General features: G+C 67.0%; 12 protein-coding genes and 2 tRNA genes. 2 read left to right on the plus strand and 12 right to left on the minus strand.

Features of this window, described 5'->3' with window-relative positions:
* Nucleotides 1–70: 70 nt before the first annotated feature.
* The 5 genes from LFT45_RS16170 to LFT45_RS16190 form a co-directional block, all read right to left on the minus strand.
* Nucleotides 71–1,036: an aldo/keto reductase gene (locus LFT45_RS16170; RefSeq protein ID WP_236804595.1), complete on the minus strand. Its 966-nt coding sequence runs from the start codon at nucleotides 1,034–1,036 to the stop codon at nucleotides 71–73.
* A gap of 138 nt (nucleotides 1,037–1,174) precedes the next feature.
* The gene (locus LFT45_RS16175; RefSeq protein ID WP_236804597.1) at nucleotides 1,175–2,884 is read right to left on the minus strand and encodes a glycoside hydrolase family 13 protein; all 1,710 of its coding nucleotides are present in this window, start codon (nucleotides 2,882–2,884) and stop codon (nucleotides 1,175–1,177) included.
* 52 nt (nucleotides 2,885–2,936) lie between these two features.
* Complete coding sequence (locus tag LFT45_RS16180) at nucleotides 2,937–3,848, minus strand: carbohydrate ABC transporter permease (RefSeq protein WP_272912720.1); 912 nt, start codon at nucleotides 3,846–3,848, stop codon at nucleotides 2,937–2,939.
* On the minus strand, nucleotides 3,848–4,795 hold the full coding sequence (locus LFT45_RS16185; RefSeq protein WP_236804599.1) for a carbohydrate ABC transporter permease: 948 nt from the start codon (nucleotides 4,793–4,795) through the stop codon (nucleotides 3,848–3,850). The genes LFT45_RS16180 and LFT45_RS16185 overlap by 1 nt, the downstream gene beginning before the upstream one ends.
* 23 nt (nucleotides 4,796–4,818) lie before the next feature.
* Nucleotides 4,819–6,141: an ABC transporter substrate-binding protein gene (locus tag LFT45_RS16190; RefSeq protein WP_236804601.1), complete on the minus strand. Its 1,323-nt coding sequence runs from the start codon at nucleotides 6,139–6,141 to the stop codon at nucleotides 4,819–4,821.
* Nucleotides 6,142–6,368: 227 nt separating this feature from the next.
* Between LFT45_RS16190 and LFT45_RS16195 the strand changes: the two genes are divergently transcribed.
* Nucleotides 6,369–7,571, plus strand: a complete 1,203-nt coding sequence (locus LFT45_RS16195) for an ROK family protein (protein ID WP_236804603.1) — start codon at nucleotides 6,369–6,371, stop codon at nucleotides 7,569–7,571.
* 49 nt (nucleotides 7,572–7,620) lie between these two features.
* On the opposite strand, the gene LFT45_RS16200 is transcribed toward LFT45_RS16195, so the two are convergent.
* The 3 genes from LFT45_RS16200 to LFT45_RS16210 all read right to left on the minus strand — a co-directional run bounded on the left by LFT45_RS16200 (nucleotide 7,621) and on the right by LFT45_RS16210 (nucleotide 10,596).
* Nucleotides 7,621–9,192, minus strand: coding sequence for a Na+/H+ antiporter (locus tag LFT45_RS16200; RefSeq protein WP_236804605.1), 1,572 nt, complete (start codon nucleotides 9,190–9,192; stop codon nucleotides 7,621–7,623).
* Nucleotides 9,193–9,328: 136 nt separating this feature from the next.
* Nucleotides 9,329–9,988 (minus strand): NAD(P)H-binding protein, encoded by a 660-nt coding sequence (locus LFT45_RS16205; RefSeq protein ID WP_236804607.1) that lies wholly within the window; start codon nucleotides 9,986–9,988, stop codon nucleotides 9,329–9,331.
* Nucleotides 9,989–10,023: 35 nt separating this feature from the next.
* Entirely contained in the window at nucleotides 10,024–10,596 is a 573-nt protein-coding gene (locus tag LFT45_RS16210; RefSeq protein WP_236804609.1) for a dihydrofolate reductase family protein, read from the minus strand.
* 230 nt (nucleotides 10,597–10,826) lie between these two features.
* Between LFT45_RS16210 and LFT45_RS16215 the strand changes: the two genes are divergently transcribed.
* Nucleotides 10,827–11,588 carry an HNH endonuclease family protein gene (locus LFT45_RS16215; RefSeq protein ID WP_236804610.1) on the plus strand — a complete coding sequence of 254 codons (762 nt, stop codon included), beginning with the start codon at nucleotides 10,827–10,829 and terminating at the stop codon, nucleotides 11,586–11,588.
* Nucleotides 11,589–11,872: 284 nt separating this feature from the next.
* Here LFT45_RS16215 and LFT45_RS16220 read toward each other — a convergent pair.
* The 4 genes from LFT45_RS16220 to LFT45_RS16235 form a co-directional block, all read right to left on the minus strand.
* Nucleotides 11,873–11,946: transfer RNA gene (locus tag LFT45_RS16220), tRNA-Met, on the minus strand.
* A 61-nt stretch (nucleotides 11,947–12,007) separates the two neighbouring features.
* Nucleotides 12,008–12,079: transfer RNA gene (locus LFT45_RS16225), tRNA-Thr, on the minus strand.
* Nucleotides 12,080–12,361: 282 nt separating this feature from the next.
* The gene (locus LFT45_RS16230) at nucleotides 12,362–14,470 is read right to left on the minus strand and encodes a DEAD/DEAH box helicase (protein ID WP_236804611.1); all 2,109 of its coding nucleotides are present in this window, start codon (nucleotides 14,468–14,470) and stop codon (nucleotides 12,362–12,364) included.
* A gap of 503 nt (nucleotides 14,471–14,973) precedes the next feature.
* Nucleotides 14,974–15,627, minus strand: a complete 654-nt coding sequence (locus LFT45_RS16235) for an MOSC domain-containing protein (protein WP_236804612.1) — start codon at nucleotides 15,625–15,627, stop codon at nucleotides 14,974–14,976.
* Nucleotides 15,628–15,826 lie beyond the last annotated feature (199 nt).

Raw genomic sequence — 15,826 nt, forward strand, 5'->3', positions numbered from 1 at the left:
CGGCCCAACTAGCTCGCAGTTGTTGTCGTTTTGAAGGCTCATAACGACAACAACTGCGAGCTAGTTGGGTTTAGGGGATGTTGCTGCCGCGGGCCGTGACCCACAGCCGGTACCACTCGGCCCGGGTCATGGTCCCGGCCACGCGGGCGGCCCCGGCGCAGGCACGGATCCGGTCCGGGTTGGCGCTGCCGATGACCGGCGCGATCCCGGCCGGATGCTTCATCAGCCATCCCAGCAGCACCGCCTCCACCGTGGTGTCCTTCTCCCGGGCCATCTCCGCCAGCAGCGCGGCCGTGGCGCTCTCGGCCGGGGTGGGCCGTTCGGGCGGGTTGCCGGTGTAGTGGCCGCGGGCCAGTGCACCGTAGGCCTGCAGGGTGATCCCCTGCCGGGCGCAGTACTCCAGCGTCCCGTGCGGAAAGCTGTAGCTGTGGGCATCCGGATGGTTCACCAGCACGGTGCTCTCCAGCCAGTCCCGCTTGAGCAGGCTGAGCTCCAGCTGGTTGGCCACCACCGGGGTTTCCAGGCTGTCCTGCAGGAACTCGATCTGCGCGGCGGACATGTTGGACACGCCCAGTGCCCGCACCTTCCCGTCAGCCATCAGTTTTCCGACGGCGGCCGCCACTTCCGCGGGGTCCATCAGGGGATCCGGGCGGTGCAGCAGGAGGATGTCCACGTAATCGGTACGCAGGCGCTCGAGGCTGCCGTTCACACGCTCGACGATGGCGTCGGCGCTCAGGTCGTAGTGGGTCTCCAGCCCCCGCTCGTTCAACCGGATCCCGCACTTGGTCTGCAGCTGGATGCGCTCCCGCAGGCCGCTGGTGCCGGCCAGGACCTCGCCGAAGACGGCCTCGGCCTTTCCATGCCGGTAGATGTCGGCATGGTCGAACAGCGTGACGCCGATGTCCAGCGCCGCCTCGATAGCCTCAGCCGCGGCTTCGACGTCGGTGATTTCGTGGGGGTCAGTCGACCAGTCCCCGCCCAGGCCCATGCAGCCGTAAAGCAGCCGGCCATTCGGGACTGCAGTCTGTTCAGTCATGGCATCACTCTTTCACTTGTTGCCGGCCCCGCCCAGAGGCTGGCCTGCAGAGGGGTGTTAACGAACCGCTGGCGGCCCCACGTGGGACCGCCAGCAGCGTGTCATTCAGTCACCGGCTGCCAGCGCAGCCAGTCAGGTTCAGCGCAGCCAGGCCGTGGTGTTGGCCGGCAGCTTGCCGCCTTCCAGCGGTACGCTGCTCACCAGCACCGTGCCGGCGGGGAGTTCGACGGCGGTGTCCCCGAAGTTGGTGACCGCCTGCCAGCCGCCGGGGCGGCTGAAGTGCAGGACCTCCGGGTTGCCGGTTTCGATCCATTCCAGCTCTTCGTCCGCCTGCAGCTCGCGGCGGAGCTTCAGTGCCGTGCGGTAGAGCTCGAGCGTGGAGCCCTGGGTGCCGTCCTGCGCCTCGACGGCGTACTTGCTGAACCAGTCAGGCTGCGGCAGGTGGGCGCCGCCGTCGCCGAACCCGAAGGAGGTGCCCTCCACGGCCCACGGCAGCGGCACGCGGCAGCCGTCGCGGCCCACTTCCACTCCCCTGTTGCGGAAGAACGACGGGTCCTGGCGCTCGGACTCAGGGATATCCGCCACTTCCTGCAGGCCCAGTTCCTCGCCCTGGTACAGGTAGGCGGAGCCGGGCAGCGCGAGCATGAGGAGCGTGGCGGCGCGGGCACGGCGCTGGCCGAGCTCGGCGTCGAGTTCCTCCTCGGGTCCGCCGGCCAGCAGCCAGGCCTTGCCGTCCTGGCCCTTGGCGTGCTTGCCCTTGGACCCCTTGGGCAGGCCGTAGCGGGTGGCGTGCCGGACGACGTCGTGGTTGGAGAACACCCAGGTGGAGGAGGCGCCGGTGGCGGCCGCCTCGGCCAGGTTGCGGGTGATGATCTCGTGGAACTCCTCGGCGTCGAAGTCCGCCTGCAGGAGGTCGAAGTTGAACGCCTGGCCGAGGCCCTCGGGGCTGGCATAGCGAGCGCGCCGGGTGGCGTGCACCCAGGCTTCGGCGACGGCGGTGCGCGGCGGGTTGTATTCGTTGAAGACCTCGCGCCATTCGGCGTAGACCTCGTGCACTTCGTCGCGGTCCCAGAACGGGTGGGACCCGTCGTCGAACCCGTCCGTGCCGGTGTTTGCGGCGCTCAGCTCCAGCTTGGAGAGCAGAGGCTCGGTGAGGTCCTTGGTGAGCGCGTGCGCCACGTCAACGCGGAAGCCGTCCACGCCGCGGTCGGACCAGAAGCGCAGGGTCTTGAGGAAGTCGTCGCGGATTTCCCGGTTGGCCCAATTCAGGTCCGGCTGCTCCTTGGCGAAGATGTGCATGTACCACTGGCCGGGGGTGCCGTCCGGTTCGGTGATGCGCTCCCAGGCGGGGCCACCGAAGACGGAGTCCCAGTCCGACGGCGGGAACTCGCCGTTCGGGCCCTTGCCGTCCCGGAAGATGTACCGGTCCCGCGCGGCGGAGCCCTTCGGGGAGGCCAGGGCTTCCCTGAACCATTCGTGCCGGTCGGAGGAGTGGTTCGGGACGATGTCCGCGATCAGCTTGATGCCGGCGGCGTGGAGCGCGTTGGCCATCTCGTCGAAGTCGTCCAGTGTGCCGAGCTTCGGGTCCACGTTGCGGTAGTCGTCCACGTCGTAGCCGCCGTCGGCGAGCGCCGAGGGGTAGAACGGGCTGAGCCAGACGGCGTCGATCCCGAGGGACTTCAGGTACGGGACCTTGGCCGTGATGCCCTTGATGTCGCCCAGGCCGTCGCCGTTCGAATCGGAAAAGCTGCGGGGGTAGATCTGGTAGACGGACGCCTGGCGCCACCAGTTCGGATCGGCCAGGCGGTCGGAATCGGACAGGGTTGCCAGCGTGGCGGTGGTGGACAAGGGATGATCCTTTTCTTGTGGGTGGGGTTGTTGCTGGACTGGTTTGATGGGTCTACTTGACGGCCCCGCGCATGACTCCGGACAGTACCCAACGCTGGGCCAGGATGTAAACCACCAAGGTGGGGGCCATGGCCATCAGGTAGGACGCGAACGCGAGGCTGTAGTTGGTGTTGAACTCTCCCTGGAAGAGCATCTGCACCACCGGAAGGGTCTGCAGGGCGGGATCGGCGATCATCATCTGCGGCAGCAGGAAGTCGTTCCACGAGCCGAGGAAGGCGAAGATGCCCACGGTGGCGTTCATGGGGGCCAGCAGCGGGAAGATGATCTTGCGGAACACCTGCCAGGTGGTGGCGCCGTCGAGCCTGGCCGATTCCTCCAGCTCCACCGGAATGGAGCGGACGAAGGCGATGTACAGCAGCGTGTTGAACGAGATGCCGCCCAGCACGTGCAGGAACACCACGCCGCCCGGGTTGTCCAGGCCGAGAAGGGCCGTCTGCTTGATCAGGGGCAGGATGATCACCGGGAACGGGATGAACATGGCCGAGAGCAGGTAGACGAATGAGCCCCGGAAGAACCTCCGGTTCCAGTTCCTGGCGATGGCGTAGGCCACCAGCGAGCTGCAGGCCAGCGAACCGAGGACGCTGAACACAGTGACGAACGCCGTCGACATGAAGGCAACCGGGAAGTTGGTGGCCACGTACGCGGCGGCGAAGTTCTCCCAGTTCATCGGGTTCGGCCAGGCCAGGCCCGTGCCCGTTCCAATCTGATCCGGGGACTTCAGAGCCATGGCCACGGTGAAGTACAGCGGCAGCAGGACGGTCAGGGACGCCACCAGCATCAGCGCGGTGAGCCACCAGTTGACCTTGTAGCCCTCCCGGTTGGAGCGACGGGTCCTGCCGGACCGGCCGTTCCGGCGGAGCGGGGCCATGCTGTTCACGGGCTTGGCAAATGTGGATGCGGTCATTAGAGAGAAACCCCCCGGCGCTGGATGAGGCGCAGCTGGATGACGGAGATGAGCAGGGTGATCAGGAAGTAGATGACCGCGTTCGCCATCTGGTAGGAGTAGTCCCCTCCCGTGAAGCCGGAGAAGATCCGCATGGCCACGGACTGGGTAGCCATGCCGGGCCCTCCGCCGGTGAGGCCCACGATGATTTCGTAGGTCCCCAGGAAGCCCTTGAAGCCGAGGATCACGTTGATGACGAGGTATCCGAGGATCAGCGGCAGGGTCAGGCTCAGGAGCTGACGGAAGCTGCCGGCGCCGTCGAGGTCGGCGGCTTCATACACCTCGGCCGGGACGCTCTGCAGCCCGGCCAGGTAGATGATGGTGGCCCCGGGAGCCGCCTGCCAGACCGTGACCAGCACGATAGCCAGCCAGGCGAGGTTTTCGTCGGCCAGGATGCTCGTGGCCAACGGCGTCACGCCGAAGCGCTCCGCCAGCACGGGCAGGGTGTTGGAGAACAGGTAGTTGAACACGAAGGACACCACCAGGGCCGAGAGCACCATGGGGATGAAGAACACGGTGCGGACGCCGGTGCGCCACTTGATTTTGGCGTTCAGGCCGAGGGCGATCGCGAGTGCCACGATGTTGACCACCACGGTGGTGGTCAGGGCGAAAACGAACGTGAAAATGTAGGACTGCAGGACGGCCGGGTCCCGGAAGATGTTGACGTAGTTGGACAGCCCGATGAACTTCCAGTCACCGTAGCCGGCGTAGTTTGTGAGGCTGAAGAACACGCCCACGAGTGCCGGCAGGGTGATGAAGAAGGCGAACAGCGCCAGGACCGGCACCACCATCCAGTAGTAGGCGGGGTCGATCCTGTTTTTGGGCCTGACAGCCCGCGACATGGCTTTCGGGGGGACGGTGGAAGCGGCGGGCGGTGCTGCCTGCGCCGTCTCTGAGGTTGTGGTCATGGGGGCTCCTGGATTCGGGCGGGTCAGACCGCGGTGCGCTCGGCGACCCGGCGCCATTCGTCGTCGAGGGCGGAAAGGAACTGTTCGCCGTTCTTGCCGTACACAAAGGACTGGACGTAGTTGTACAGAGGGACCGACGGCGGGAAGTAGGTGGTGGCCCCCTGGTAGTACCGCCCCTCCCGCACCGAGGCGGCGAGGCCGGTGATCTGGGGATTCCCGACGGCGGGAGCTTCCCTGAGCGGCGAGAACGCCGCGTTCTTCTCGTTGTAGGCGTTCACCACCGAGGGGTCCAGCAGGTAGCTGACGAAGCGCCGTGCCGCCGCCATGTTCGGGGTGTTGCGTGTGATGGACAGGGCCATGTCCACGTTCACCCGGACCTTGGTGTCCGCGGGGTTGTTGGTGACGGGCAGCGGGAAGCTGCCGAGCCTGACGTTCTTGTTGGCGGCCACAAGCTGGGAGAGCGCCCACGGGCCCTGCAGGTACATAGCCGCCTGGCCCTTGGCGAACGCGGCATTTCCGTCCGCGTAGTTCTTGCTGGCGGCACCCTTCTGCGAGAACGAAGCCAGCTCGAGCATCTTGGGCAGGGCCGGGCCGAAGTTACTGGTGAACGACTCCGGGGCGTCCGCGCTGATGGCGGCGCCCTTGGCCGTGAGCCTGGCGAAGAAGTCCGCGATGTCCAGGGCGCCGCCGGCCACGTAGTCGAACATGCCCTGCCCGAGGGTCCAGTTGTCCTTGAAGGTGCCGTAGACGGGGGTGATGCCGGCGGCCTTGAACTTTTCGCAGGCAGCGATGAACTCGTCCCACGTCGTGGGGACGGACACGCCCTGGGCCTCGAAGATGTCCCGGCGGTGGATGACCCCGGCAGCGGCCAGGGAGAACGGAAGGGCGCTGGTTTCATGCCCGTTGTACTGTCCCCATGACCTGACCAGGTCCTGGATCTTGGGGTCGATCGTGGCCGCGGCCGGCAGGTCGGAGAGGTCCGCGAACACGCCCTTCCGGACGAAGTCGGCGGTGGCCTGGGCGAAGCCGCGGGTCACGACGTCGGGCGGGTCGTTGCGGACCAGGCCCGGAACGAAGTTGCCCTCGTTGAAGTCTTGGATGACGCGGATGTCCGGGTTGAGGGCCTCGAAGTCCTTGATGACCCGGTTGAAGTAGGCCACCACCTCGGGCTTGTTCTGCATGAAGCGGAGCGTGGTGACGCCGTTCTGGCTGCTGGGCCCAGAACCGGTGGGCACGGAGCCGCAGCCCGCCAGCGGAAGGACGGCTGCCGCGCCGGCGAGCCCGGCCGCCTTGAAGAGCGCGCGGCGGCTGAGGTGAGTGCCGCGGGTAAGAGAAGTTGCGTTCACAGCGCAGAGGCCGGGGCGGAGTGCTGGCAGGTGGCGCGCCGTAGCGGGTTGCGGAATCGGGAGTACTTCAAAGGGCTGATCACAGTTGCTCCTTTGCAAAAGGCGGAGGAAAAGCTGGAAGGAAATTCCGTGGCCGGTGGCCGTCCGGCCTACGTAGTCAATTTATATGGAATCTAAATTTAGTTCCTCAAGTATTATGTGGGGCAGAGCACAAGGAGGTCAACACCATGTCCGAAATGACGGCGGCCACGCCCCAGCTGCTGCGGCGCGTGAGCGCCGGGGCGGTCCTGGACTTCATGCGCGCCTCGGGTGCGGTGACGGTTACTGAGGTCATCCAGGCAACCGGACTCACCCGGGCCACCGCCATCTCCGTGTGCGAGGACCTCATGCAGCGCGGGTGGATCACCGAACTGGAGAACCAGCGCGCCTTCGGCGGCTACCAGAAGGGGCGGCCTGCCCGGCGGTTCGAACTCAACGAGCGGGCCGGGTACGTCCTCGGAATGGACGTGGGTTTCTCGAAGGCAACGGTGGTGGTATCCGATCTTCGCGGCAAGGCGCTGGGACGGGCCAGCCAGCCGTTTGACATTGAGGTCATTTCCGCCGAGGAACGGGTGGCGGTCATTGACCGGGCCGCCATGATGGCGCTGGACGGGGTGGGGGCCTCCCCCGACGCCGTGCTGGCCGTGAGCGCCGGCATCGCCGCCCCGGTGGACCGGAAAGGCAACGTCCTCGCGTCCCAGCACTTCTGGGGGCTGTTCGACGTGGGCCTTGGGTCCGCGCTGCACAAACTCCGGGGATGGACGGTACTGCTGGAGAACGACGCCAACCTGGCCGCCCTGGGCGACCGGTGGCGGGGTGCGGCGGCGGGTGTGGACGACGTCGTCGTAATCCTGGCGAGTGAGCGCTTCGGTTCCGGCGTCATCGAAGGCGGCCGCCTGCTCCACGGCAGCGGCGGCGGCGCGGGTGAACTCGCGTACCTGGACCTGCTGGAGGGTGTGGGCGACACGTTCGGCATCGCGACGCTGGCGCGGACCTGGGCCGCGGAGGCGCTGGAGGGCACCGCAGAGACGTCCCTTCGCGACCATGCGGCCACGGGCGCGGAAGCGGAGCACGTCTTTGCCGCGGCGGCCGCCGGTGACTCGGAGGCGCTGAAAATCCTGGACCGGCTGGCCGACAGGATGGCCCGCGTCATCGGCTCGGTGGCCACCATGATCAACCCCGAACTCGTGGTGATCGGCGGGGCCGTGGCCAACTCTGCCGGGGTTCTGCTCAGGCCCATCGCCGCCCGGCTGCCGGAGTTCACCGCCACCCCGCCGCGGGTGGCGGTCTCGCCGCTGGGCGATTCAATCGTGACAGTGGGCGCGGTCCGGCGTGCCCTGGACTACGTGGAGACGAACACGCTGGACCTGGAGCTCAACCTCCCGGCGTGACCTGTGCCGCCCGGCCACCGGTCCAAGACGAGCGCGAACGTCATGATCCCTACTCCGGCATGATCATGGTCCGCAGGTCGAGCTGGCGCAGCACCCTGTCCGCCACCTCGGGGTCCATGTCCGGTTCACTGCGGGCCGCGACGACTTCCTGCCGAGCAGCATCCAGCGCGATGGTCTGGACAGCGATAGCCAGCTCCCTGCCCCGCTCCCGCTTCTCGGCCAGGCTCTCGTTGCGGAGGCTGCCGTCCAGCAGTTCGGCATGGAGCCGGGTCATCTTCTCCTTCACGAGTGCCACCTTCTCCGGCGGCAGCTCCTTCATGAGCTCGTTGTCCTTCAGGGCAGCGACGGCGGCTGCCTGCGCACGGCGGGCCAGGAGCCGGGCGGCGTCGCGCTCCTCGGTTCCGTCCTGGGACGCGTTCAGGACCTTCATCAGCCAGGGCAGGGTCAGCCCCGGCAGCACCAGGGTGGCCAGCAGCACCGCGCAGGCGATGACCAGCAGTTCATCCCGGGCCGGGAACGGCGTGCCGTCGGCGAGTGTCAGCGGCAGTGCCAGCGCAAGTGCCAGGGTGGCGAGGCCGCGCATGCCGCACCAGGTCAGGATCAGGACCTCCTTTGCAGAGGTTGGCTGCAGCAGGTTCTTCCGTTTGCGGGCGGATACGGCCAGCAGTCCCAGCCAGCCGAACCGTACTGCGAACACCAGGACACAGACCACGACGGCAGTTCCCGCCATGCCGAAGATTGCCGCACCCTCCGTATGGACCACGTCCTGGATCTCGAGCCCCACGAGCCCGAAGGCAAGCCCCGTCACCAGGAGCTCCACCACGTCCCAGAAGGCCGTCCGGGTCACCCGCTCCGCGGCGTCCTGCGGGCGGGTGTGCCGCTGCATCTCCAGGGCGGTGACCACAACGGCGATGACGCCGGAGGCATGGAATTCCTCCGCCAGGATGTAGGCGGCAAAGGGCACCACCAGGGTCACGGCGCTTCGGGCCACCATGGAGGCCACGAGCCGGGTGATCAGCGCCGTCAGCCAGCCCATGGCGATGCCGACCACGACGGCAAGCGCAGCGCCCACGACGAACTTGAGGACGACGTCGGGCCCTATCCGTGTACCGCCGACGGCGGCGGCAACAGCTGCCTGGAAAATGACGATGGCGGCGGCGTCGTTGAAAAGGCCTTCGCTCTGCAGCACCGTGATCAGCCGCCGGGGCATGTGCACGCGGCCGGCAACGGACTCCACCGCGACCGGGTCAGGCGGGGCCACCATGGCTCCGAGCGCGATGGCGGCGGGGATCCCGATGCCCGGGATCATGAGCCAGGCGGCGCCGGCGACCACCGCGGTGGAGATGACCACCAGGGCCACGGCGAGCATGATGAGCGTGCGCCACCGGACCCGGAAGACGGCCCAGGAGCTCCGCTGCGCCGTGGCGAACAGCAGCGGCGGGAGGAAGATCGGCAGGATCAGCTCCGGCGGAATCTCGATGTCCGGGAAGCCCGGGATGAAGGTCAGCGCCACGGCCAGCAGCAGCATCAGGACCGGATAAGGCAGCCGCAGCCGGTCCCCGAGGCCCACTGCCACGACGGTGGCGAGCAGGAGCCCGATGATGAGTGCCAGCTGGTCCATGTGCCCACTTTCCCCGGAGTGCGCCGCGCCTCTGGACGGAGGGCGGCCGTGCCTTTCAACCCTACCGGGAACACCCGCTCGGCCTGCGTACGGGGCCCGCGTCAGCTTCGCTGCTTGCTGCCGGGCTACTCCTGGACTACTGCAGGGCGTCCAGCGCGGCCGCGACCGGCTCGGTGCCGTCGCGGAATTCGATGGTCTTACCGGCGCTTCCGGGCCGGTCCAGCACCGCGGCGGCAACGATGGCCACGTTGGCGCGCGAGGTGTGCGTGCCGGTGCCGGCATCCTCGGGGTTCACATCGATCAGCCCGTTCCCCGGCCCCTCTGTCAGGGAGCCCGGCCCCAGGATGGTCCATTCGAGGTTGGTGCCGCGGAGGTACTCGTCGGCGGCGGCCTTGGCCTCGGCGTACGCGTGGAAGCTGTGGCCCTCAGGAACCCCGTGGTCCGGGCCGGCGCCAAAGTAGGACACCATCACGTAGCGCCCGACGCCGGCCTCCGCGGCCGCGTCCATGGAACGGATGGCGGCGTCCCGGTCCACCGCGTACGTGCGGGCCGGGTTCCCTCCCCCGGCTCCGGCTGACCAGACCACCGCGTCGTGGTTCCGGAGCGCGGCGGCGATGTCCGCCGTCGTCGAGTTTTCAACGTCGAGGACCGACGGCGATGCACCGGAGGCGGCGACGTCGGCCGCATGGTCCGGGTTGCGGATGAAGGACGTGACGCTGTGCCCCTGTTCCGTGAGGAGGGCGGACAGTTGGAGGGCCACCTTGCCGTGGCCGCCGATGATTGCGATACGGGTCATGTTCCCATTGTGTCCCAACCCTGCGTTCCGGCCGTTTATCCCGTCCGGTTGGCGTAGCGGAGGAACACCGTGCCGTTGCCGAACCGCCGCTCCTCGAGCAGCTCAAGCCGGAGGCGGACGTCGTCCGGGAGGAAGCGCTTGCCGCCGCCCACTGTCACGGGCGAGAGGCACATCTGGAACTCGTCCACCAGACCCGCGCGGATGGCCGCCGCGGCGAGCTCCGCGCCGCCCACCGCCAGGTCCCGGCTGGCGTCTGCCTTGAGCCGTCCGACGGCGTCGGCGCTGAACTCCCGCTCGATCCTGGTCCGTGCGGTGGTCACGTCCTGCAGGGTGCGGGAGAAGACCACCTTGTCCACTGCCTTCCAGAGGTCGGCGAAGTCGCGGATGTGGGCGGGCAGGCCGGCAATCTCGCCGAAGTCCTCCGGATGCTCCCAGGCGGCCATCACCTCATACATCCGGCGGCCGAGCAAGTGGGTTCCCGCCGGCCGCATCAGGTCATTAACGAAGGAATGCACCTCAGCGTCCGGCTCAGCCCAGTCGAAGTTGCCGTCCCGGTCCGCAATGTACCCGTCGACGGATAGAAGTCCGGAGTAGATCAGTTTGGCCATGCCGGTTCCTGTCGTCCGCCTGCCTGTTTTGTGAGCCTCCTGCAGCAGTCCGACCTTAGGTTCATGCCGCCCGAAAGACAACGGTTGCGCTGATTTTGGCCGCAGTCGCAGCGTTCCCACAGGATTGCGTCAAGACCTGATCAAGGATCCGATTCTCCCGTAATCCGGCTGACATGCTGGTTGATGCATCAAGCAATTCGTACCGTTCCAGGAATCATCATGGGGGAATCATGCCGCTAGGCACGTTCAATCACACTGTCCCGCCTAAACCCGCAGGCCCGTTCAAACGGGCCCGACGCCGGGCTGTTGCCGTTACGGCGTCCATCACACACGGCCTGTGGGTCCGGTCGCTCTCCGCTACCGCCGTGGCCGCTGGCCTGCTGCTCACCGGGCTGGCCGTCCCCGCCGAGGCTGCCACGTACTATTCCGCGCCGCTGCGCACCGCCGCCCGCGCCCTTACGGTGGCCGCGGAGAACAACGCAGGCTACGACCGGACCCGCGACTTCGGCACCTGGCTGGACACCAACCGTGACTGCCAGAACACCCGTGCGGAGGTCCTGCTGCAGGAGGCCAAAGTCGCCGCAACGTACACCACTACGCGCCGCTGCACGGTGCGCACGGCCCGCTGGGTCACCAGGTGGGACAACCGCACGCACACCTTGGCGTCGGCCGTAGAGATCGACCACACCGTTCCCGTCCACGAGGCGTGGGGCTCAGGTGCCCGCTACTGGTCGCAGGCTCGCCGTGTGGCGTTCTACAACGACCTCGGCGACGGACGGTCACTGAACGCCCAGACCGCGGCGTTGAACTCCTCGAAGCAGGCGAAGGGGCCTGAGGCCTGGATGCCGCCGGCCAACCGCTGCGAGTACGTCGGCAACTGGATCGCGGTGAAGATCCGCTGGGGCCTGCGGGTGGACAGCGCCGAGAAGGCAGCGCTGATCCGCTACGCCGACTCCTGCCCAAACGTGCGCATCAGCGTCACCAAGGTTTAGCCCTGCGCGGAGCCCCGCAGCCGAATAGCCCCGCACCACCCAACTGAGCAGTTCAGAACGGCGGTGCGGGGCTTTTTCGTGCTTTGGGCCTGGGGCCCGTTCTAGACGGGGCACTTCGGCACGGGACGAGCCGGCCGCCGTCGTGATTTACGACGCCGACTCCCCCCAAAGTGCCCCACGACGGTTCGGAGCGGGCGCTGACCCGGCGACACGGGTCCAGGACCAGAACATGCCCAAAGACAAAAGCAGGCCAGGGGCTGAATGCCTCTGACCTGCAGTCTCTGTAGCGGTGGGGAGGCTCGATCTCCCGACCTCACGATTATGAGTCGTGCGCTCTAACCAACTGAGCTACACCGCCATGAATGAGAAAAACCTGTGTCAAGCCGGTCAAGACCGCCTTGACACAGGCCCTCATTCAGAGCCCCCCACCGGAATCGATCCGGTGACCTCGTTCTTACCAAGAACGCGCTCTACCACTGAGCTAGGGGGGCAACGAGTAAATACTCTACCGGAAGATTTCGCACTCAACAAATCGGCGGCTGAATGGGGTCCGTAGGGCCGAAAAAGCCCGGAAATACGGGCTCGGAGCTGGCTGCAGGGCACCTCCGGATGCTTCTTCAGGACCTTTTCGGACGTGGATGTGACCAAGGAAACACGCCGCCAGGCAGAACAGCCTTAAATAAAAACAGGCCGGCTGATCAGCCGGCCTGTTTCTATTCGGATGCGGAATTCACCGCAGCGTCATCATCGCGGAAATTATCGCGATGAGGTGACTACCACTTGCCCTTGCGGTTGAAGTCGCGGTGGCCGCCCTCGTTGCCGTGGCGCGGCTTGCGCGAGCCGTCGCCGTGGCCGCCGAAGCGGGAGTCGCTCGACTGCCCGCGCTCACCGAAGGAACGTTCGGAACGCTCGCTGTACGAACGGCCGCCGCGGTCCGCGGAGGAACGCTCGCCGTCGTTCTTGCGGAACTCCTTCTTGAAGCCCCCGCCGCCCTTGAAGTTGCCGCCGCGGCCGCCGCCCTGGTAGCCGCCGCGGTCACCGCGGTCGCCCCGGTCGCCGGAGGGCTTCCGGCCGGAGTCCAGCTCGAGGTGGATCAGCTCGCCGCCGATCCGCGTGCGGGACAGGGCCTTCAGCTGATCGGGGCTCAGGTCGGCCGGGAGCTCCACGAGGGAGTGGTCCGAGCGGATGTCGATGCCGCCGATCTGCGACGAGGAGATGCCGCCTTCGTTGGCGATGGCGCCCACGATGGAACCCGGCATGACGCGCTGGCGGCGTCCGACGGCGATCCGGTAGGTGGCATTGCCCTCAGTGAGCGCACGGGTCGGGCCGCGCGAGCCGAAACCGTCCTTGGACCGTTCGCGCTTCTGGTACTCCGGAGCAGCAGGCAGTTCCTTGACCAGCAGCGGCTGGCCGCCTTGGGCCATCACGGCCAGTGCCGCAGCGATTTCTGCTGCCGGCACGTTGTGCTCTTCTTCGTAGGATGCGATGAGGTCACGGAATGCCGCCACGTCTTCGGACTCGAGCGTCTCGGTGATGCGCTCGGCGAACTTGCCCAGACGCAGGGTGTTGACGGTCTCAGCGGTGGGCAGGTGCATCTGCTCCACCGGCTGGCGCGTGGCCTTCTCAATGGAACGCAGCAGGTACTTCTCGCGCGGAGTCATGAACAGGATTGCGTCGCCGGAGCGGCCGGCGCGGCCGGTCCGGCCGATGCGGTGTACATAGGACTCGGTGTCGTGCGGGATGTCGTAGTTGACCACGTGGCTGATGCGCTCGACGTCCAGGCCGCGGGCGGCGACGTCGGTGGCAACCAGGATGTCGATGCGGCCTTCCTTGAGCGCGTCAACGGTGCGTTCGCGCTGCTGCTGTGGGATGTCGCCGTTGATGGCGGCAGCCTGGAAGCCGCGGGCGCGCAGCTTGTCGGCGAGGTCCTCGGTGGCCATCTTGGTGCGGACGAACGCGATGACGCCGTCGAACTCTTCGACCTCGAGGATACGGGTCATGGCGTCGAGCTTGTGCGGGCCCATGACCTGCAGGTAGCGCTGGCGGGTGTTGGCGCCGGTGGTGGTCTTGGACTTCACCGAGATCTCGGCCGGGTTGTTCAGGTACTGCTTGGACATCCGGCGGATCTGGCTCGGCATGGTGGCGGAGAACAGTGCCACCTGGCGGTCCGACGGGGTCTGCTGGAAGATCTGCTCGACGTCTTCGGCGAAGCCCATGCGGAGCATTTCGTCGGCCTCGTCCAGAACCAGGTACTGGAGCTCGGACAGGTCCAGGGAGCCCTTGGCAATGTGGTCGATCACTCGGCCGGGAGTACCGACGACAACCTGTGCACCGCGGCGCAGGCCGGCGAGCTGGGGGCCGTAGGCGGAGCCGCCGTAGACGGGGAGGACAGTGAAGTCATCGATGTGCTTGGCGTACGAAGTGAAGGCCTCGGCAACCTGAAGCGCGAGTTCGCGGGTCGGGGCGAGAACCAGGGCCTGCGTCTTGCGGGACGGGCCGTTGAGGTCGTGGAGCTCGGCCAGGCGGGACAGAGCCGGTACTGCGAATGCTGCAGTCTTACCGGTGCCGGTCTGGGCGAGGCCCACGACGTCGCGGCCTTCGAGCAGCAGCGGGATGGTTGCTGCCTGGATCGGGGAAGGCTTTTCGTAGCCGACGTCCTGCAGGGCGGCCAGCACGCGGCCGTCGATGCCGAGATCGGCGAACTTCACGCCTTCTTCATCGTTTTCATCGGCCTTGGCAGCAGGGGCCTCAGCGGGAGGGGCGGCGGCTTCGGCGGGCTCGGCTGCGGGGACAGCAGCCTCGGTGAATTCGACGTTTGCGGTTTCGGCGGTTGCCGTCTCGGTGGCGTCGGTGTTCTGGGCGTCGTCGTGATTTTCGGGCATAGGGAAATGTTCCTCATCCATAGGGGGCCAGGCGGCACAACCCGAGGTGAGCGGAGCCGCAGTACATGTGCCGTGGGCGCCGGGCATACATTGACCGGCCGGTCACGTAGAAGTCCGGCGCTTTCGCAATCCCGTGGCAGGACTTCACACTGCATCTCTTGGCTGCTATCCCAGCAGTCTGTACAGCGTTTTCTTCAGCCGGCTCTCCCTATGAAACTGCCCGCATCACATTTGCGGGCCCCAACACTTGCCAGTCCTGCCTCAAAAATTGGGCAGGAATAAGGGATTTCCGGAGTGGGGGATGTTTCAAGTGTAGGGCATGACCCCGCATGCGGGCGAACCGAGGGGCCGGCAGGGGCGGTGAGCTTGCGCACACGCGGCACTTCTGCACCTGTTTACGCAGCAACCGCAGCCCGCGTCCGCGCCGGTTCAGGGGCACCTCCGGCGGAACCCCGCCAAAGCGGTGCAGAAATGCGGCAGGTCCAGCGGCCAGGTTCTGCGTACTAGCGGCCCTCGCGGCGCAGCATCTTCTCGAACCGGTCGTGGTATTCGGGCTGCAGCCGGATTTCGCCGTCGGCCTCGGCGTCGCGCAGGGCCTCCATGGCGTCGACGTCGGGCTCGCTGAACCAGCGGCCGACGGTCACTCCGTGCTTCGGAACGAAGAGGCGGTGGATGTGGTCGCCGGCCTGCACGGAGCCGGTCTTAGTGACGCGCAGGTAGGCGCCCACCCGGCCTGCCTGCGTGAAGCGCTTGACCCACTGGGCCTCGTCCATGCGCCGCTGGAAGGCCGCGCACGGAACTCGCGGCGAGGTCACCTCAACTTCGACATCCAGCCCGATCCGCCAACGTTCACCGATGACGGCACCCGTGGTTTCGATCCCTGCCACGCGCAGGTTCTCCCCGAAGATCCCCGGTGGCAGTTCACGCTGCAGCTCACCGGTCCAGTAGTCGGCGTCGGCCTGGGAGTAAGCGTAGAGTGCCTGGTCCTCTCCCCCGTGGTGGATGCGGCTGGCCTGGACATCGGCGTGCAAGCCGAGCTTGTGCACCTTCACCGGACCGTCCACCGGCCGTTTGTCGATGGCCGTGACGCCCACGCTTCCCTCGTCCGGAAGGAGCTGGTGGACCCGGCAAACGGCAAGAAGAGTGGCTGTGTGCATGGCCTTAGTCTAGGTTCTCGTCCTGACCAGCGCTTTTGGTGGTACCAACGGATAGTTGAGCAGGGAAATTTATTCACCGCAGCACCTTCCAGCCACTAGGCTTGCTGCAGTGTTCACCGGCTGGACGGACAGCCGGTTCCGCCGGGCGCAGCCAAGCGTTCCGGCCGCCAACAGCACCGCGTTCAGCAGCACGCGTATT

The sequence above is a fragment of the Arthrobacter sp. FW305-BF8 genome (genome assembly GCF_021789315.1).
Taxonomy (GTDB): domain Bacteria; phylum Actinomycetota; class Actinomycetes; order Actinomycetales; family Micrococcaceae; genus Arthrobacter.

What these genes read in the sequence shown, in the direction of transcription:
- LFT45_RS16185 (WP_236804599.1), bottom strand. Translation starts at nt 4,795, where the DNA reads ATGACCACAACCTCAGAGACGGCGCAGGCAGCACCGCCCGCCGCTTCC.
- LFT45_RS16235 (WP_236804612.1), bottom strand. Translation starts at nt 15,627, where the DNA reads ATGCACACAGCCACTCTTCTTGCCGTTTGCCGGGTCCACCAGCTCCTT.
- LFT45_RS16230 (WP_236804611.1), bottom strand. Translation starts at nt 14,470, where the DNA reads ATGCCCGAAAATCACGACGACGCCCAGAACACCGACGCCACCGAGACG.
- LFT45_RS16205 (WP_236804607.1), bottom strand. Translation starts at nt 9,988, where the DNA reads ATGACCCGTATCGCAATCATCGGCGGCCACGGCAAGGTGGCCCTCCAA.
- LFT45_RS16210 (WP_236804609.1), bottom strand. Translation starts at nt 10,596, where the DNA reads ATGGCCAAACTGATCTACTCCGGACTTCTATCCGTCGACGGGTACATT.
- LFT45_RS16170 (WP_236804595.1), bottom strand. Translation starts at nt 1,036, where the DNA reads ATGACTGAACAGACTGCAGTCCCGAATGGCCGGCTGCTTTACGGCTGC.
- LFT45_RS16180 (WP_272912720.1), bottom strand. Translation starts at nt 3,848, where the DNA reads ATGACCGCATCCACATTTGCCAAGCCCGTGAACAGCATGGCCCCGCTC.
- LFT45_RS16215 (WP_236804610.1), top strand. Translation starts at nt 10,827, where the DNA reads ATGCCGCTAGGCACGTTCAATCACACTGTCCCGCCTAAACCCGCAGGC.
- LFT45_RS16195 (WP_236804603.1), top strand. Translation starts at nt 6,369, where the DNA reads ATGTCCGAAATGACGGCGGCCACGCCCCAGCTGCTGCGGCGCGTGAGC.
- LFT45_RS16200 (WP_236804605.1), bottom strand. Translation starts at nt 9,192, where the DNA reads ATGGACCAGCTGGCACTCATCATCGGGCTCCTGCTCGCCACCGTCGTG.